This window comes from Microbispora sp. CL1-1 (genome assembly GCF_012034195.1).
Lineage (GTDB): Bacteria > Actinomycetota > Actinomycetes > Streptosporangiales > Streptosporangiaceae > Microbispora.
In genome coordinates, this window is the sequence record NZ_JAATEK010000029.1 from 16,557 (window position 1) to 33,248 (window position 16,692).

14 protein-coding genes, 2 tRNA genes and 1 riboswitch are annotated in these 16,692 nt (G+C 72.0%); of the genes, 11 read left to right on the forward strand and 5 right to left on the reverse strand.

All coding sequences use genetic code 11. The features are described from left to right. Positions 1–173 precede the first annotated feature (173 nt). The 3 genes from HCK04_RS27925 to HCK04_RS27935 all read left to right on the forward strand — a co-directional run bounded on the left by HCK04_RS27925 (position 174) and on the right by HCK04_RS27935 (position 4,514). Positions 174–2,660, forward strand: a complete 2,487-nt coding sequence (locus tag HCK04_RS27925) for a molybdopterin-dependent oxidoreductase (RefSeq protein ID WP_221889984.1) — start codon at positions 174–176, stop codon at positions 2,658–2,660. Between the two features lie 115 nt (positions 2,661–2,775). Then, on the forward strand, positions 2,776–3,546 hold the full coding sequence (locus HCK04_RS27930; RefSeq protein ID WP_142650378.1) for a hypothetical protein: 771 nt from the start codon (positions 2,776–2,778) through the stop codon (positions 3,544–3,546). Positions 3,547–3,875: 329 nt separating this feature from the next. Then, positions 3,876–4,514, forward strand: coding sequence for a TetR/AcrR family transcriptional regulator (locus HCK04_RS27935; protein ID WP_142650379.1), 639 nt, complete (start codon positions 3,876–3,878; stop codon positions 4,512–4,514). 19 nt (positions 4,515–4,533) lie between these two features. On the opposite strand, the gene HCK04_RS27940 is transcribed toward HCK04_RS27935, so the two are convergent. Continuing rightward, the gene (locus HCK04_RS27940; protein ID WP_142650380.1) at positions 4,534–5,751 is read right to left on the reverse strand and encodes an MFS transporter; all 1,218 of its coding nucleotides are present in this window, start codon (positions 5,749–5,751) and stop codon (positions 4,534–4,536) included. 84 nt (positions 5,752–5,835) lie between these two features. On the opposite strand from HCK04_RS27940, the gene HCK04_RS27945 reads away from it, so the two are divergent. Continuing rightward, positions 5,836–6,096, forward strand: a complete 261-nt coding sequence (locus HCK04_RS27945; RefSeq protein WP_142650381.1) for a hypothetical protein — start codon at positions 5,836–5,838, stop codon at positions 6,094–6,096. Here HCK04_RS27945 and HCK04_RS27950 read toward each other — a convergent pair. Next, a tRNA-Val gene (locus HCK04_RS27950) sits at positions 6,067–6,141 on the reverse strand. The genes HCK04_RS27945 and HCK04_RS27950 overlap by 30 nt on opposite strands. Positions 6,142–6,166: 25 nt before the next feature. Continuing rightward, a tRNA-Gly gene (locus HCK04_RS27955) sits at positions 6,167–6,238 on the reverse strand. 186 nt (positions 6,239–6,424) lie between these two features. On the opposite strand from HCK04_RS27955, the gene HCK04_RS27960 reads away from it, so the two are divergent. The 4 genes from HCK04_RS27960 to glmS all read left to right on the forward strand — a co-directional run bounded on the left by HCK04_RS27960 (position 6,425) and on the right by glmS (position 9,995). Beyond that, entirely contained in the window at positions 6,425–6,988 is a 564-nt protein-coding gene (locus tag HCK04_RS27960) for a DJ-1/PfpI family protein (protein ID WP_142650382.1), read from the forward strand. Positions 6,989–7,107: 119 nt separating this feature from the next. Beyond that, positions 7,108–7,746: a class I SAM-dependent methyltransferase gene (locus HCK04_RS27965; RefSeq protein WP_142650383.1), complete on the forward strand. Its 639-nt coding sequence runs from the start codon at positions 7,108–7,110 to the stop codon at positions 7,744–7,746. A 147-nt stretch (positions 7,747–7,893) separates the two neighbouring features. Next, entirely contained in the window at positions 7,894–8,169 is a 276-nt protein-coding gene (locus HCK04_RS27970; protein ID WP_030505148.1) for a hypothetical protein, read from the forward strand. 8 nt (positions 8,170–8,177) lie between these two features. Beyond that, a complete protein-coding gene (gene glmS / locus HCK04_RS27975; RefSeq protein WP_142650384.1) occupies positions 8,178–9,995 on the forward strand; it encodes a glutamine--fructose-6-phosphate transaminase (isomerizing) in 1,818 nt (605 codons plus the stop codon). 52 nt (positions 9,996–10,047) lie between these two features. Here the strand turns inward: glmS and HCK04_RS27980 are convergent, their stop codons facing one another. Further along, positions 10,048–10,713, reverse strand: a complete 666-nt coding sequence (locus tag HCK04_RS27980) for an isochorismatase family cysteine hydrolase (RefSeq protein ID WP_142650385.1) — start codon at positions 10,711–10,713, stop codon at positions 10,048–10,050. 11 nt (positions 10,714–10,724) lie between these two features. Continuing rightward, entirely contained in the window at positions 10,725–11,537 is an 813-nt protein-coding gene (locus tag HCK04_RS27985) for an AraC family transcriptional regulator (protein ID WP_142650386.1), read from the reverse strand. A gap of 340 nt (positions 11,538–11,877) precedes the next feature. Between HCK04_RS27985 and HCK04_RS27990 the strand changes: the two genes are divergently transcribed. The 3 genes from HCK04_RS27990 (at position 11,878) to HCK04_RS28000 (ending at position 16,553) form a co-directional block, all read left to right on the forward strand. After that, the gene (locus HCK04_RS27990) at positions 11,878–12,816 is read left to right on the forward strand and encodes a tripartite tricarboxylate transporter substrate-binding protein (RefSeq protein ID WP_142650387.1); all 939 of its coding nucleotides are present in this window, start codon (positions 11,878–11,880) and stop codon (positions 12,814–12,816) included. 45 nt (positions 12,817–12,861) lie between these two features. Further along, positions 12,862–13,093: riboswitch (cobalamin riboswitch) on the forward strand. A 134-nt stretch (positions 13,094–13,227) separates the two neighbouring features. Continuing rightward, a complete protein-coding gene (locus HCK04_RS27995; protein ID WP_142650388.1) occupies positions 13,228–15,552 on the forward strand; it encodes a ribonucleoside-diphosphate reductase subunit alpha in 2,325 nt (774 codons plus the stop codon). Continuing rightward, on the forward strand, positions 15,549–16,553 hold the full coding sequence (locus tag HCK04_RS28000) for a ribonucleotide-diphosphate reductase subunit beta (protein WP_240971885.1): 1,005 nt from the start codon (positions 15,549–15,551) through the stop codon (positions 16,551–16,553). Before HCK04_RS27995 ends, HCK04_RS28000 begins: the two co-directional genes overlap by 4 nt. Positions 16,554–16,692: the final 139 nt, after the last annotated feature.

Sequence of the window (16,692 nt, forward strand, 5' to 3'; positions counted from 1 at the left end):
CAGTAAATGCACTTTACAGATCACGGGACCCGTGCAGGGGGCAGGTCCGGCATTGACACCCTATGGAAAGTATTCGAAAAGGAACCGGTCAGTTCGGGCGATTCCGGGATCAGAGGTGCACGGCACCGGGTACGGGACGCCTCGTTCGGGCGTCGTCACCGCGGAGGTGCCAGGTGCTGGACCGCATCGCCGATCCCAGGGGGCGGCGCACGCCGTACGGACCTCCCGACGCGGTGGAACGGCTGGCCGCGGCCCTGCCGAGCCACATGCGCGACGCGCTTCCCCCGGTCATCCGCCTCGGCAGCCCCTGGCCGGTGCGGGTGGACGTGCTGACGGAGGACGGCGCCGCGGAGCCGAGCGCCGAGCGGTGGGTGCCCGCCGTGTCCGCGGCGGGCTCCAACGGCGACGCCCTCGACCTGGCGGTGCGCGGCGGCCGGATCGTGGGGGTGCGCGGCCGGGCCGGCGACCGCGTCAACCACGGCAGGCTCGACCCCCGGGAGTGGCAGGCGTGGCAGCCTCGCGCGGGCCGGCTCACCCGCCCCCTCGTACGCGAGAACGGGCGGCTGGTGGAGACGACGTGGGACGTCGCGATGGAGCGTGTCGTCGCGACGTCGCGGGAACTGCTCGCCCGGCCCGGCGGCTGGGGCCGTCTCGCCTTCCACACCGGCACGCGGCTCTTCCTCGAGGAGCACTACACCCTCGCCGTCATCGGCAAGGCGGGGATCGGCACCCCGCACATGGACGGCGACACCCGCTGGGGCGCGGCGGCCGCCGCGGCCGCGCTCGCGGCGAGCTTCGGCACCGACGGCCAGCCCGGGTCGTACACCGACGTGGACCACTGCGACGCGCTCGCGCTGTGGGGGCACGACTGCGCCGCCACCCATCCCGTGCTGTGGGAGCGCATGCTCGACCGGCGGCTTGGATCCCGGCCGCCCGCCATGATCGTGGTGGGCCCGGAGGGGACGGCGGCGGCCGTGGAGGCCGACGTCCACCTCGCTGTGCGTCCCGGCACCAACGTGGCCCTCCTCAACGGCCTGCTGCACGAACTGATCGCGGGCGGCTGGTACGACGCCGCCTACGTCGCCGCGCACACCGTGGGGTTCGAACGGCTGTGGCGGATCGTCGAGGCGTACCCCGCCAAGCGGGCGGCGGAGATCTGCGCGGTGCCGGTCGCGCAGATCGAGCAGGCCGCCGAGATCCTGGGCGCGGCCGAACGGCTCGTGTCCACCGTGGGCCCCGAGTTCCTGGGCTCCAACCAGGCGACCGCCGCGGCCTGCCAGGTCAACAACGTCCACCTGCTGCGCGGCATGCTCGGCCGGCCGGGGGCCGGGCTGTTCCAGCTCGGCGGTCCCGGATGCGACGCGCTGGTGACGGGCTCGGCCGCGGACCTGCCCGGGCTGCGCAACTGGGCCGACACCGGGCACGTGCGCGAGCTGGCCGACCTGTGGAACGTCGATCCCGCCGTCATCCCGCACTGGGGACCGGCCACGCACGCGACCCAGATCCTCAGGTACGCCGAGGAGGGCTCGATCGGGCTGCTGTGGATCACGGCCTCCGATCCGGCCGCCACGATCCCCGGCTTCGACCGGATCCTCGCGAGGGAGGACCTGTTGGTCGTCGTCCAGGACGCGTACCTGACCGAGACCGCGCGGCTGGCCGACGTGGTGCTCCCCGCGGCGGTCTGGGGCGAGAAGACCGGCACCGTCACCGGCGCCGACCGCACGGTGCACCTGTGCGAGAAGGCGGTCGAGGCGCCGGGGGAGGCCAGGGCCGACCTCGACATCCTGCTCGACTACGCGCGGCGGATGGACCTGCGCGACCGGGACGGCCGGCCGCTCGTGCACTGGACGGACGCCGAGTCGGCGTTCGAGGCGTGGAAGGCGTGCACCAGGGGCCGTCCGTGCGACCACACCGGGATCACCTACGACCGGCTGCGCGCCGGGGGCGTCCAGTGGCCCTGCACGCCGGCCGGCTCCCACGGCGTCGAGCGGCTGTACGCCGGGGGGCGCTTCGCCACCAGGCCGGGGGACTGCCAGACGTTCGGGGCCGACCTTGCCACGGGGGCCGAGCTGGGCGAGGAACGCTACCGCGCGCAGAACCCCGGGGGACGGGCGTTCCTCCACGCCGCGGATTTCGAGCCGTCTCCCGAGGTCGCCGGTGACGAGCATCCGCTGGTCCTCACCGTCCGCAGGGGGCCGCGCCGCGGTCCGGGCCGTCGCGGCGATGCCGTCGCCGGGCCCGAGCCGTTCCCGGCCGGGCCGTGCCTGGAGGTCCACCCCGGCGACGCCGCGCTGCTCGGCATCGAGGACGGCGACCTCGTCCGGGCCGAGTCGCCTCTGGGCGTGCTGGAGGCCGTCGCGCGCCTGTCGGGCGGCGTGCACCGGGGGGTCGTGGTGCTGCCGCTCGACGGGCAGGACGAGGCCCTGGCGCGCGTGGTGGCGGAGCTGACGCTCACCGCGTGGGACCCGGTGTCCCGCAGGCCGCTGCGTACGGCGGTGGCGGTCCGGCTGGTGAAGGCCGGGCGGCGCGGGGAGGCCCCCGTGGGGGAGGGGCTCTACTCGGCCGCCGCCACGCGCCTCGGCCGCGGCGCGAGCACGCGGCCCGAGGTGGCGGCCGCGGCCGGTGGAGGGGAGGCGCCGGAGCGATACGAGGAGGTCTGACGTCCGCGATCGCCGGAGATGAGGTGGGTCGGCCTACCGGAAGGAAGCGACGACACATGGCCCTTGCAGGCACACGCACCGCTTGGGGGGACGCCGTCCGCGGATGTGATGAGCGGTGAGCGAGCATCTGGCGCGCTACCTCGAGACGCTGTCCCGCACGCAGCACGCGCTGTCGTCCGGGTTCCGCGCGCTGCGGCGCGGCCACCCCCGCGAGTCCGACCTCTGCGGCGTCTGCGAGCGCCTGGCCGCGCAGTGCCGCGATCACACCGAACGGCTGGAGCCCTTCCTGCACAGGTACCGCTCCGCGGAATCGCGCGATCCGGGTTCCGCCCCGTCGCGGCCCACGGGGCTGGACACGTTCGGCACCGGTGGTTTCGACGCGGGTTTCGATTCAGGGTTCGACGCCGCGGGTTTCGGTACGGGTTCATTCGACGCCGGTGGCTTCGGCAGGGGCGAGTTCGATACCGGCGAGTTCGATACCGGCGGCTTCGCCGCCGGGGCTTTCGACGCCGCGAGTATCGACGCCGCGAGTATCGACGCCGCGAGTATCGACGGCGGGGATTTCGAGGCCGCGGGCGCGGAGACCGGAACCGCCCGCCGCCCACGGATGACGCCGGGCTCGCGCGGGGACGGCGGCGGCCTCGCGCTGCTGCGCGAGCTGCACGGGCTGTATCTCCTCGCCACCGAGTGCGACCTGTCGTGGAGCGTGGTCGCACAGGCCGCCCGCGGGCTCAGGGACGACGAGCTGCTCGGCCTCGCCCGCCACTGTGCCCCGGAGACGGCCGTCCAGTTGCTCTGGCTGCGCACCCGGATGCATCAGGCCGCGCCACAGGTTCTCGTCGTGCAATCCGCGAGCCCACAAAAGGGCGACAAAAGCCGTCATTAAGAAGAAATCTAGACAAGCATCGGACTATTTCCGGTTAAATGGTTTGTGTTCGCCCTGGACTAATCGATAGAAGATTATCTCGGCGGCGATGACGGGCAGGGATCCGCCGTGCCCATCGGGATACCGGTGCTCTTGGCGGGGGCGCGCCGGTGGCGGCGGGAATGCTTCGCCGGAAATGGCGAGCGCCGTGCCGCGATTCCTCGGCGGCGCCGGCCGCGTGTCAGCGGCCGGCGCCGCCGCGGATCCAGGCTTCCACGGGCGAGATCGGACCGCGAAACCGCTTTTCCGGCGCGGCGTAGGATGGGGGCCGACTTCACGGGAGGGCCGAGATGGGCGGGGTCGCCGTTCGTGACCAGTCCGGCCATGCCGGCGGAGGCCAGCGCCGGCACGGAGCGGAGTTGCAGCGGGCCATCTTCGACGCGGTCTTCGCCGAGCTGAGCGAGGTCGGCTTCGCCCGGATGACCATGGACAGCGTCGCGCTCGCGGCCCACACGGGCAAGGCGGCGCTCTACCGCCGCTGGGGCAACAAGAAGGAGCTCGTGCTCGACGCGCTCAGCAGCGTGCTGCCGTCGCCGTACGACGTCGAGCTGACCGGGCACGTCCGCGACGACCTGATCGCGCTGCTGTCGTGCATCCGGCGCGCCGCCGACGCGACCCGGGCCGGCGCGTTCCACGCGATGGCCGTGGAGGGCGACGGCGACTGCCGCAAGCTGTTCGACCAGCGGGTCCTGCGGCCCTGCAAGGAACTGATCGCCGAAGTCCTGCGGCAGGGGGCGGCCAGAGGCGAGGTGGCGTCCGAGGCGGCCGATCCGCTGGTGGCCGCGGCCGGCCCGGCCCTGCTCGCCGACCACATCCTCACCGAGGGCACCGCCATCCCCGAAGACCTGGTCGTCTCGGTCGTCGACCGCGTCCTGCTGCCCCTGACGGCGGCAACCGGCGTCAGGGGCGGCGACGCCCCTGATCAGTAGGCCGGGTCAGTAGGCACGGTCAGTAGGCACGGTCAGTAGGCCGGACCGGCCTGAAGCCGCCGATGAGGCTGATGACGAGCAGCACGACGCCGAGCATCGCCGCCGCCAGGAACGCGCGAGTGAAGCCGTAGGTGGCCGCGTGCTGCGCCTGGGCCTGCGCGGACAGGCCGGCCACGGGATGGGCGGCGGCGTGGCGTGCCGCCGTGCCCGCGACGGTGACGAGCGCGGCCAGGCCGAGCGCCGTGCCGAGCTGGGAGGTGGTGTTGAGCATGCCCGAGGCGGCGCCCGACTCGGTCGCGGCCACCCGCGCCGTCGCGCCGACGGTCGAGGGAACGTAGATGAGGCCCGCGCCGATGCCGAACAGCACCAGCGGAACGGCGACCCCGGGGAAGTAGCCGCTGGTCTCGTCGAGCCGGCCGAGCCAGAGCAGCCCGGCCGTGACCGCGAGCGCCCCGATGGCGGTCGGGATCGCCGGTCCGGTCTTCGGCAGCAGCGCCGCGGTGCGCTGCGCCGACACGACCAGGACGAGCGAGACGGGCAGGAACGCGAGACCCGCCTGGAGCGGGCCGAATCCGAGCACCTCCTGCAGGAACTGGGTGAGGAAGTAGAACATCCCGCCCATGCTCGCGCCGACCACCAGCATCGCCGCGTACGAACGGAGCCGCAGCGGGTCGCGCAGCAGGTGGAGCGGGGTGATCGGCTGGGGGGCGCGGGACTCGGCCAGCGCGAACAGCGCCAGCGACACCACGGCCACGCCGATCGCGATCGAAGTGACCCGGTCGCCCCAGCCGGCCGAGGCCGCGTTGATCAGCCCGAAGGCCAGGGCGCCCATGCCGGTCGTGGAGGTGAGTGCACCGGGGAGGTCGAACCTGCCGGGCGACCGCTCGGCCTCGCGGACGAACAGCGGTGTGAGGACGAGCACGGCGACGGTGATGGGCACGTTGATGAAAAGGACCCAACGCCAGGAGGCCACGTGGGTGAGGACGCCGCCGACGATGTCCCCCGCCCGCCCGCCGAGCAGGAGCAACCCGCCGAAGGTGACGGTGTAGGCGTTGAGCACCCAGGCCAGGCCCTCGGAGGTGAAGCCGAGCGTGTCGTGGATCTGGGGGAGCGCGATGTTCACGACGGTGACGTCGAGGACCAGCATGAGCTGGCAGAACAGCAGGGCGGTGAGTACGAGGCCGGGCCGGTGCCGGGCCGGGCGGGTGGACCGCGTGTCGGTCGTGGGGGTCGGCAAAGCGGGCTCCAGGGAGCGGCGGGGCGGTCGTGGGGACCCACCGATAGTGAACGTGGACGTCTACTACGCTCACTATAAGAAGTAGTGAACGCCGACGTCTACAACTCGCCGGACGGCCGGACCTCAGCCGAACCGCGTCGTGAGCGCCGGATGGAGCCTTGGGTGTCCGCCTCGTTCATGTGCGCAGAGGCGATGTCGCCGTCCGGGCGGATCGGCATCCGGCGCGTGCATCGGGCCCACCCGCTGGGGCCGCGCGGCGACGGGAACGAACGCAAAAAGCCGAGCCGCGAAAGCGGCCCGGCCTTTGACGGGATGTGGTGGACGATACTGGGATTGAACCAGTGACCTCTTCCGTGTCAGGGAAGCGCTCTCCCGCTGAGCTAATCGTCCGTGCCCGGATCTCGTCCGGGCTCCGAGCGGAAGACGGGATTCGAACCCGCGACCCTCACCTTGGCAAGGTGATGCTCTACCACTGAGCCACTTCCGCAGCGATCGCTCGGGTTTTTCCCGGCGACGCAGGAATAACTCTAGCGGATCCCGGAGGGTGCCGGTGCCAACTGGCCTCAATCCCGGCGCCCACGCGGCACGTGACCGAAGGAAGCCGAGACGTTGACCCGCGGGCGAGGCCGTGCGCACGATGAGGCGGCAACCGTACGCACGAGGGGGTTACGCCATGGCGAAGGTGCTGATCATCACCGGTGACGCGGCCGAGGACCTCGAGGTGATGTACCCGTACCAGCGGCTTCTGGAGGAGGGCTACGAGGCGCGCATCGCGGCGCCGTCCGCGAAGAAGCTGCAGTTCGTGGTGCACGACTTCGTGGACGGCTTCGACACCTACACCGAGAAGCCGGGCCACACCTGGGCGGCCGACGTCGCCTTCTCCGACGTGAACCCGGACGAGTACGCCGCGCTGGTGATCCCCGGCGGCCGGGCCCCCGAGTACATCCGCGGCGACCGGGACGTCCAGGAGATCGTCCGCCACTTCGCGGACGCCGGAAAGCCGATCGCCGCGCTCTGTCACGGGCCGCTGGTGCTCGCCGCCGCCGGGGTGCTGAAGGGCCGCGAGAGCAGCGCGTACCCCGCCTGCGCGACCGACGTCGAGAACGGCGGCGGCACGTGGGTCGACAGCGAGGCGCACGTCGACCGGAACCTCGTGACCGGGCGGGCCTGGCCGGACCACCCGGCGTGGATGCGTGAGTTCATGAAGGTGCTGCGCGCCGCCGCCCCGGCGGCCTGACCGCCCGCGCCGGTCTGCGGGGGCGGTTCTTCCCGGGTCCGCCCCCGATCGCCCGCGCCGCGCACGCCGCGCGTCCGGAGGTCCGCGCGGGGTGAGCCGAGGCACTAGAGTCACCCGCCATGACCGAATCCGCCCCCTATCTCACCGCGACGGCCCAGGCGTACGACTCCGTCGCCGACCTCTACGCCGATCTCTTCCGGGACTCGCTCGACCGCCTGCCGCTGGACCGCGCGGCGCTGGCCGCGTTCGCCGAGCTCGTACGGACCGACGGGGCAGGGCCCGTCGCCGAACTCGGCTGCGGCCCCGGTTATGTGACGGCGCACCTTCGGAGTCTGGGGCTGGACGCCTTCGGCATCGACCTGTCACCCCGGATGATCGAGCTCGCCCGTGCGGCGCACCCCGGGCTGCGCTTCGAGGTCGGTTCCATGCACGCGCTCGACCTCGCCGACGGCGAGCTGCGCGGCATCCTGTCGTGGTACTCGGTCATCCACACCCCGCCGCGGGAGCTGCCGCCGTACTTCGCCGAGTTCCGCCGTGTGCTGGCCCCCGGCGGCCACCTCCTGCTCGGGTTCTTCGAATCCGAGGGCGATCCGGTGACGGAGTTCGACCACAAGGCGGCGCCGGCGTACCGCTGGCCGATCGACGGCCTCGCCGAGCCGGCGCGCGAGGCGGGCTTCGCCGAGGTGGCACGGATGCTGCGCGAGCCTCTCGACGGCGAGCGGTTCCGCCAGGGCCGCCTGCTGCTGCGCAGGAGCTGAATCCCGGCGGGCGGCCTCGCGGACACTGCCCTGACCGCAACGAGGGGCTGTCATGGCGCCGTTTGGAGCCTTCGCGGAGCTGATCCTGCCCGAAAACGGGCAGGATCCTTGTTAGTCGGTATCGGCGCTGCGTTAGGGTCCTGCTCTGTGTCCACGGCACGGCATCCCTTCGAGGATCTGATCGGTCACCTCACCCGGACCACGTCACTGGGGCCCGGGGAGGCGGCTCGCGTGGTGGCCGACGTCCTGGCGTACTTCGGCGAGCCCGCGGAAGAGTACGTGCGGCGCCGCCACGGCGAACTCAAGTCGAGGGGGCTGACGAACGACCAGATCTTTCCCAGAATCTCCGCCGAGCTCGCGGGAAGGCGTGTCGCGGCACCGGAGCTGACCCTGCGCCAGCTCCGGCGGATCGTTTACGGATAGGAGCGGTTATGTGCGGAATCGTCGCTTATGTCGGGCCAAAGGATGCGGCACCCATCCTGCTCGAAGGTCTCCAGCGACTGGAGTACCGGGGCTACGACTCGGCCGGCCTCGCCGTCGTGAACGCCAAGAGCCTCAAGACGCGCAAGGTCAAGGGCCGGGTCGCCGACCTGGCGGCGGCCGTACCCGCGAAGTTCAAGGGCACGAGCGGCATCGGGCACACCCGCTGGGCCACCCACGGCGCGCCCAGTGACGTGAACGCGCACCCGCACCTCGACCAGGAGCAGCGCGTCGCGGTCGTGCACAACGGCATCATCGAGAACGCCGACGAGCTGCGCCGCCGCCTGGAGGGCGAGGGCGTGAAGTTCGAGAGCGAGACCGACAGCGAGGTGCTCTCGCAGCTCGTCGGGCGCATGGTCAAGGAGACCGACTCGCTGCGCGAGGCCGTCTCACGGGCGCTGAAGAGCGTGGTCGGCACGTACGGCATCGCCGTCATCGACGCGCAGCGTCCCGGCGAGATCGTGGTGGCCCGCAACGGCAGCCCGATCGTGCTCGGCCTCGGCGAGAAGGAGATGTTCGCCGCCTCCGACGTCGCCGCGCTCATCCGCTACACCCGGCAGGTCGTCCACCTGGAGGACGGCGAGCTCGCGGTCATCAAGGCCGACGGGTTCAACACGTTCACCAGCGACGCCAGGGAGACGGCCAAGGAGCCGTTCACGGTCGACTGGGACGCCGGCCACTACGACAACGGCGGCTACGAGCACTACCTGCTCAAGGAGATCTCCGAGCAGCCCGACACGGTCGCCCGCACGCTACGCGGCCGGATCGACGACCGGTTCCACATCGCCCACCTGGGCGGCCTCAACATGGACGCCCGCGAGACCCGCTCGTTCCGCCGCGTGAAGATCATCGGCTGTGGGTCCGCGTACTACTCCGGGCAGATGGGCGCGCAGCTCATCGAGGAGCTGGCCCGCATCCCCGCCGACGCCGAGCCCGCGTCGGAGTTCCGCTACCGCAGCCCCGTCGTCGAGCCCGACACGCTGTACGTCGCGATCAGCCAGTCGGGGGAGACGTACGACACGCTCGCCGCGGTGCAGGAGCTCAAGCGCAAGGGCGGCCGGGTGCTCGGCATCGTCAACACCGTCGGCAGTGCCATCGCCCGGGAGACCGACGGCGGCATCTACCTGCACGCGGGCCCCGAGGTCTCGGTGGCGTCCACCAAGGCGTTCACCTCGACGGCCGTGGCGTTCGCGCTGCTCGCCCTGCACCTCGGCCGCGTACGCGACCTGTCGCCCGCCGACGGCCGCAGGATCTGCGAGGGCCTGCGCCGGCTGCCCGAGCAGATCAAGGAGATCCTCACGCTGGAGGACCGGATCAGGGATCTGGCGAAGAAGTACGCCGACTCGCCGGGCATGATGTTCGTCGGCCGGGTGCGCGGCTACCCGGTGGCCCGCGAGGGCGCGCAGAAGCTCAAGGAGATCTCCTACGTCCACGCCGAGGCATACCCGGCGAGCGAGCTCAAGCACGGCCCGCTCGCGCTGATCAGCCCCGAGCTGCCGACGGTCGCGATCGTCCCGGACGACGAGCTGCTCGACAAGAACCTCACCACGCTGGGCGAGATCCGGGCCAGGCACGGGCGCATCCTCATGGTCGGCCACCGCACGTCCGAGGCGGCCGACGACTGCATCGTGGTGCCCAAGAACGAGGTCGAGCTCGACCCCATCCTGCTCACGATCCCGCTGCAGCTTTTCGCCTACCACGCGGCCGTCGCCCTGGAGCGCGACGTCGACCGCCCGCGCAACCTCGCCAAGAGCGTGACGGTCGAATAACCGTCCGCACGCCGTACGGCCCACGCCGCGTGCCGGTGCGGGCCGTACGGAGTCAGGCCCGGGACGCCGCGCGCGACCAGACGGCGGCGACGACCTCGCTCGTGTCCAGGCAGGCGATGCCCATCCCCGCCAGCTCGCGGTCCGCGCCGGCGGTCCAGCCGGACAGGGCGTCGCGGACCGCGACGGCGCGCAGGTCGCGCTCGGTCGCGTCGACGAGGGTGGAACGCGGGCAGTTCGGGTAGTTGCACCCGGCGACGACCACGGTGCTCACCGCGCGTTCCGCGAGGTGCTCCAGCAGCGGGGTGCCGTAGAAGGCGCTCCAGCGGGGTTTGTACAGGATGTGCTCGCCCGGGCCGACCTCCTGCGCGCGTCCCGCGAGGAGCAGGTCCGGGTCGAGCTCGCGTTCCGCCGTTCCGCCGGGGAGCCCGCCGGGGAGCAGTCCGGCGGCCAGCTGGGAGCCCGGGGAGTGCGGGTTGACCATGCCGCGCAGCGTCCGGCGGCACAGGTCGGCGTTGCTGCCGTCGGGCAGATAGAGGCGCACGACATGCACGATGGGCCGCCCCGCCTCGCGGAACGCGTGCGTGAGGCGCCGGACCGCGGGCAGCACCTCGGCGGTGCCGGCGATGCCGGCGACGAAGTCGCGCTGCAGGTCGATGATGAGCAGCGCGCTGCGGGAGAACTCGGGCCCGGTGTATTCGTGGCTGGTGTATTCGTCCATGCCCGGCAACGCTAGGCGCGCGAGCCGCGCCGGTCTTGTACGTCGTTGCGCGCGAACCGGCCCGGGGTGGCCGCGAACGTACGGCGGAAATGGCGGTGCAGGTGCGCCTGGTCGTAGAAGCCGCTCTCCGCGGCGGCCCGCGCGATGGTGTGCCCGGCGGTCAGGAGCTGCTGGGCGCAGCGCAGGCGGAGCTGGAGCAGGTAGCCGTGCGGGGTCACGCCGGTCTCGCGGCGGAAGGCGCGCAGCAGCCGGAACCGGGGCAGGCCCGCCACCTGCGCGAGCTCGTCCAGGCTTGGGGTGCGCCGCAGGTCTTCGGCCAGATGCCGCTGCACCTTCGCGACCGGCCCCGCCGGCGTCGTGCGGATGGGCGCCGGGGCGATTCCGCGGCGCGTGTAGCGGGCGAGGATCTCGGTGCACAGCGCCTCGAACTCCTCCTGCGCGGCGAGGGAGGTCTGGTCCCGGCGGCGGTGCAGCCGGATCAGGCGGGCGGCCAGGCGAGGATCGTACGGAGCCGGTGTGGAGAAGGCCGGCCGGTGCCCGGCGAGCTCCGCGAGCAGGTGCTGCGGGATGTAGAAGACCCGGTAGTCCCAGCCCTCGGGGATGCCGGGACGGCCGGCGTGGATGGTGTCGGCGTCGAGGAGGAGCAGGCTGCCCGCGGGCGCGTGCTCGGTGGCGCCGCGATAGCGGACGGCCTCCACCCCGCGCTCGATCGCCGCTATGGCGTACTCGCTGTGCGCGTGCGGAACGAAGTGATGCCTACGGAAGGACGCCGTCATCAGCCGTATGTCGTCGCGGCCGTAACGGTGCTCGACAAGGTCCTCCATGCCTGCCTTTGTATACGACGCCTGTATCCCTGACCGAGCGGGTGTTGCGCACGCGGAACTGCCCGCGCGAGCCAAGCGGGTCGAGGTGATCAAGCCCGACCTGCGTGCCCACTGTCACACCTGCTGTGCCGCACTGGGCAGTCACCATCGCAGCGAGGACGACGGCTTCTTTCCGAGCTCCTGCGGCAGGCGCCTGACCCGCGACCACCGCGGGATCGCCCTCTACCCGGCGAGAACCACCCATCGATCGCCGCAGCCGTAACGTCCGTTATGTGGTGACATGGTGTAGTTACTCATAGTCTGTGCATGTAAGGGACTCTTCGGGGTGGAGGGTGCCGACATGCGACGCCGTACGGTCCTCGCACTGGGAGTCCTGGCCCTCGCGGGCGCATGCGGTGTCCCCGCACCCCCGCGCCGCGGGGAGCTCTCCCTGATGGTCCCGGGCCCGCCCGGCGGGTGCGGGGAGGGCGTCGCCGCCGGGTTCAAGTCGCTCGTGGAAGGGCGTGGCTGGGCCCGGGCCGTACGGATCAGGCGGGAGACCGGTGGCGGCGGGACGGCTCTCGCCGACCTGAACCGGCCGGGGGCCGGCCTGGTGGTCGCCGACTCCGCGCTGCTCGCCGCCTGCGCGCTGGCCCGCGACCCCCTCCTCGTGGCCCGGGCCGTACCGCTCGCGCGGCTGGCGGGGGAGTGGGAGGTGCTGGTCGCCTCGCCCGACTCGGGCTATCGCACGTTCGACCAGTTCGCCGCCGCGCTGCTGCGGAACCCGGGGGCGCACCGGGTCGCGGGCGGCGCCGACCGTGGCCCGGAACACCTGCTGTTCGGCATGACCGCCCGGGGCCTGGGAGCCGACGTCCGCCTGCTCGACTACGTCGCGTTCGGCAGCAGGGCGCAGGCCGTCGCCGCGGTCGTCGACGGGCGGCTCGCGCTCGGGTTCGGCAGCAGGCGCGAGGTCGCCCCCCATGTGCGCGCCGGACGGCTGCGCCCGCTCGCCGTCTCCTCCGCCGAGCGGCTGTCCGGGGTGGACGCGCCGACGCTGTCGGAGTCGGGCGTACGCGTCGTGTTCGCCGACTGGACCGGGCTGATCGCCCCGCGCGGCACGCCCGAGCCGGACGCCCTGCTCGATCTGTGCCGTGCCGTCGCCGGCACGCCGGGCTGGCGGCGCCTGTGCGAGCGCAACGACTGGACGCCGATGTGGCTCGACGGCGACGACTTCCGGCAATGGCTCGCCGGCGAGGCGCGCCGTACGGCCCTGCTCCTCAATGATCTCGGACTCCGCTGAAAAACACAACTTGTGGGGGCGCTTGCGGGAAGGGCCACTAGATGTAGGATCCATCGCGTTGCTGGTTCACCTTGGTGAGGCAAGAGGGAACCCGGTGGAAATCCGGGACTGCCCCGCAGCGGTGAGCGGGAACGACCGCCGTCGGCACAGCACGGTGCTGTGCTCCGAGCACTGGGCGCGAGCGCGCCCGGGAAGCGACGGCCAGTAGGACCGGCAGGGCGCGAGCCCGGCCGGGCGCCCGCGAGTCCGAAGACCTGCCAGCGATGCGCGCGCATGGGCGCGCGCCCCGCGCCGGGCCCCGAGGGCGGGCTCGCCGCATCGTCACGGCACGAATCCCTCTCGTGCGCGTGCGCCGCGGCATGCCTCCCTCCGGTCCGGCCGGGACACGAGACGACGAGGAGAGGGCATCTGATGACGATCACCGACCCGGCCTCCGCTTCCGCGGACCCCGCGTCAGAGGTACGCGGCGGGCCGTGGGCTTCGGCGGGGAACTCCGGACCCTCCACCGGTGCCGTACGGCGGGCATCGGCCGGCCCGGACGGCGGCCCGGACGGCGGCCCGGACGGCGGGTGGGACGCGGCGCAGGTCTGGCAGGCCATCGAGGAGGCGGCGGCCGGGGTCATCGCCGACCCGGAGAACTCGCGCCGGGCGGCCAGGCTGCTGAGCGGGCTGATCGCGGAGGAGGCGGCGGCCGAGGGGGTGCGCACGTTCTCCGAGTCGGTCGCCGCCGCCCACGCCGCCGGGCTGCTTGGCGACGCCGTCGCCGCCTTCGTGGCCGGTGAGGCCGAGGCGCTCGACGCGCTGATCGACCCGGCGGCCGACGACCGGTTCGAATACTTCGGGCTGCGCACGGTCTACGACCGCTACCTGCTGCGCCACCCGGTCACCCGGCGCGTGCTGGAGCGCCCGCAGCACTTCCTGCTGCGCGTCGCCTGCGGGCTGTCGGCCACGGTGGCGGAGGCGGCCGAGCTGTACGGCCTGATGTCCACGCTGGCCTATCTGCCCAGCTCGCCGACGCTGTTCAACTCGGGCGCGCGCCGGCCGCAGCTCTCGTCGTGCTTCCTGCTCGACTCCCCGAGGGACGAGCTGGAGAGCATCTACGAGCGGTACGGCCAGGTGGCCCGGCTGTCGAAGTATTCGGGCGGGATCGGCATCGCCTGGACGCGGGTGCGCTCGCGCGGCTCGCTGATCCGGGGCACCAACGGCCTGTCCAACGGCATCGTGCCGTGGCTGCGCACGCTCGACGCGTCGGTGGCGGCCGTCAATCAGGGCGGCAGGCGCAAGGGCGCGGCCTGCGTCTACCTGGAGACCTGGCACGCCGACATCGAGGAGTTCCTGGAGCTTCGCGACAACACGGGCGAGGAGTCGCGGCGCACGCACAACCTCAACCTGGCCAACTGGGTGCCCGACGAGTTCATGCGCCGGGTCGAGGCGGACGGCACGTGGTCGCTGTTCGACCCCAAGGAGGTCCCCGAGCTGACCGACCTGTGGGGTGAGGCGTTCGACACCCGTTATCGCGAGCTGGAGGCCGCCGGGTGCTACGTCAAGCAGGTGCCGGCCCGCGCCCTCTATGCCCGGATGATGCGCACGCTCGCCCAGACCGGCAACGGCTGGATGACGTTCAAGGACGCCTCCAACCGCGCCTCCAACCAGACCGCGCGGCCCGGCAACGTCATCCACCTGTCCAACCTGTGCACCGAGATCCTGGAGGTCACCAGCGACGGCGAGACCGCCGTGTGCAACCTCGGCTCGGTCAACCTCGCCGCGCACCTGACCCCGGAGGGCGACGCCGTCGACTTCGGCAGGCTCCGCGCCACCGTCCGCACCGCCGTACGGTTCCTGGACCGGACGATCGACCTCGGCTTCTATCCGACGCCCGAGGCGGAGGCGGCCAACCGCAAGTGGCGGCCGGTCGGCCTCGGCGTCATGGGCCTCGCCGACGTGTTCTTCGCGCTGCGCCTGCCGTTCGACTCGCCCGAGGCGCTCGCGCTGTCCACCCGCATCGCCGAGGAGATCGCGCTCGCGGCGTACGGCACCTCGGCCGACCTGGCCGCGGAGCGCGGGCGCCACCCGGCGTACGGGGAGACGCGGGCGGCGGACGGCGTGCTGCACCTCGACCACTATCCGTGCACCCCGGTCCACCCGGAGGAGTGGGCCGCGCTGCGGGCCAGGATCGCGGAGACCGGGCTGCGCAACTCCCTGCTGATCGCGATCGCGCCGACGGCCACGATCGCCTCGATCGCGGGCTGCTACGAGTGCGTCGAGCCGCAGGTGTCCAACGTCTTCAAACGTGAGACGCTGTCGGGGGAGTTCCTCCAGGTCAACCGTTATCTCGTGCGGGACCTCCAGGCCCTCGGCCTGTGGACGCGGTCGATGCGCGACGCGATCAAGCTCAACGACGGCTCGATCCAGGACATCGCCGCTATCCCGGCCGAACTCAGGACGCTCTACCGCACCGCCTGGGAGCTGCCCCAGAAGGCGCTCATCGACCTGGCCGCCGCGCGGCAGCCGTACGTCGACCAGTCGCAGTCGCTCAACCTCTTCATGGCCGCCCCCACCATCGGCAAGCTCTCGTCGATGTACGCCTACGCCTGGCGGTCGGGCCTGAAGACCACCTACTACCTGCGCTCCCGCCCGGCGACGAGGATCGCCCAGACGACCGTCCCCGCGGTCACGCCGGTGGACGCCGTCGCCTGCTCCCTTGAGAACCCCGAGATCTGCGAGGCTTGCCAATGAGAACGATGCTGCTCGACCCCGGCATGGACCTGACCCTGCGCCCGATGCGCTACCCCGGGTTCTACGAGAGGTATCGCGCGGCGATCAGGAACACCTGGACGGTCGAGGAGGTCGATCTCGCCTCCGACCTCGCCGACCTCGCGACCCTCGACGAGGGGGAGCGCCACCTGATCAACCGGCTCGTGGCGTTCTTCGCGACCGGCGACTCGATCGTGGCCAACAACCTGGTGCTGAACCTCTATCAGCACGTCAACGCCCCCGAGGCGCGGCTGTACCTGAGCAGGCAGCTGTTCGAGGAGGCGGTGCACGTCCAGTTCTACCTGACCCTGCTCGACACCTACCTGCCCGATCACGACGAGCGGGCCAAGGCGTTCGCCGCCGTCGAGCACATCCCGTCGATCCGCGACAAGGCCGAGTTCTGCTTCCGCTGGATCGACTCGATCAGCGAGCTGAACCGGCTGGAGACCCGGGAGGACCGGCGGGCCTTCCTGCTCAACCTGATCTGCTTCGCCGCCTGCATCGAGGGACTGTTCTTCTACGGCGCCTTCGCGTACGTCTACTGGTTCCGCTCGCGGGGGCTGCTCGGCGGTCTCGCGACCGGCACCAACTGGGTGTTCCGCGACGAGTCGATGCACATGGAGTTCGCCTTCGAGGTGGTGGACACCGTACGCCGCGAGGAGCCGGACCTGTTCGACGACGAGCTGGCGGCCCAGGTTACGCGGATGATGGAGGAGGCGGTCGCCGCCGAGCTCGCCTTCGCCCGCGACCTGTGCGGCGACGGGCACGGCGTCATGAGCGCGGACAACATGCGGCGTTACCTGGAGTATGTCGCCGACCGCAGGCTCGCCCGGCTCGGCCTGCCCGTGCGGTACGGCACGGATAACCCCTTCCCGTTCATGGAGTTCCAGGACGTGCAGGAGCTGGCGAACTTCTTCGAGCGCCGTGTCTCGGCCTACCAGGTGGCCGTCGAGGGCGACGTCAGCTTCGACGAGGCCTTCTGATCCGCACGGTTTTCGGCGCCCGGCTCGCCCGGCGCATCCGGATCGGACGGGTGCGCCGGGGTTTCGGCGATACGTCATTCAATCACTTGATTGACTATGATGTGCCGTACGTCCGGCGCGTCCGGCTCGCCGAACCGAC